Here is a 986-nt window from a genome sequence, read left to right on the forward strand (position 1 = left end):
GTTGCGACCCGTGACAAGGTACATGTTAGTGATCTCTTCGCCCGGTTCGAAGAACTCTTGAAGAACACTCAATGACGTCTCGTAGCGGTTTGCCCCGGAGAGCCTTAACACTCCGGCGCCCGTGGCGACGATCTGCGACTCGACGGTCGCAGAGATCACCCCGGTACCACCGGCGATGATGACTGTCGTCGGATCTAGTCGTTGAAGTTCGACGAGAACATCCGCTCGCAAGGTGTCCTGCGGGTTGAGCAGCAAGGGTCCGTTGAGCACTCCGACTGCCGGTGCCAGCGAGAGGGCGTCAGCGAAGGAGGTGCCGCTGGCGAGGTACACGACCGGATGCGGGTCAGGATACTGCTCCAGAGACATGGTGATCGCTGTTTCATAGCGATCGACACCTGAGAATCGGTCGATCTCGAGCTTGGCCACTGACACCGAGTCGCCACTGAATGACGTCGAGTACACCGTGCGGCCGTCGTTCGACATCACCACATCGTTCGTGAAGCTGGGCGTCGAATACGACGTGAGTTCGGACTCGGTCTCGAGGTCGATGGAGACGATGCGCCCTCCCGCCGCCAAGAAGAGCGCTCGGTTGTCGAACGCTGCAGACATCCCGCTCGGTTGGCCCGTCGTGTTGAGGTATTTGATGATGGAATCATTGGTGAGGTCGATGACGGCGACGAAGCCCAGACCGAACATCGACACGTAGGCACGATCTCGGGCTGCGTCGACATGCACCTGGCTGGCATCACCCGCGAGTGCCAGAGACGTGGTCGTTCCATCGACGAGACTGACGAAGTTCACTCGCTCGCCGGTTGCGGAACTCCCTCCCGACGCGATCACCAGGCGGTTGCGCTCCGCATCGACCGCGAGACCTTCTGGCGCGTCGCCGATGTCGTAGACCGCCAGACTGGTGCGCGTCGCGGCGTCGAAGATGCGCACTTGATCAGTCAGCAGCAAAGACACATAGGCGCGGGTGCCGTCTGCGG

General features: G+C 61.1%; 1 protein-coding gene. It reads right to left on the reverse strand.

Annotated elements, in window-relative coordinates:
* Nucleotides 1–939, reverse strand: a 939-nt coding sequence (locus tag ACLD7X_RS17075; RefSeq protein ID WP_425625428.1) for a cell wall-binding repeat-containing protein, incomplete at its 3' end; no start/stop codon positions are given.
* Between the last annotated feature and the right edge of the window lie 47 nt (nucleotides 940–986).

Origin of the sequence: Aphanothece microscopica RSMan92 (assembly GCF_046613545.2) — a bacterium.
Classification (GTDB): Bacteria; Cyanobacteriota; Cyanobacteriia; order PCC-6307; family Cyanobiaceae; genus NIES-981.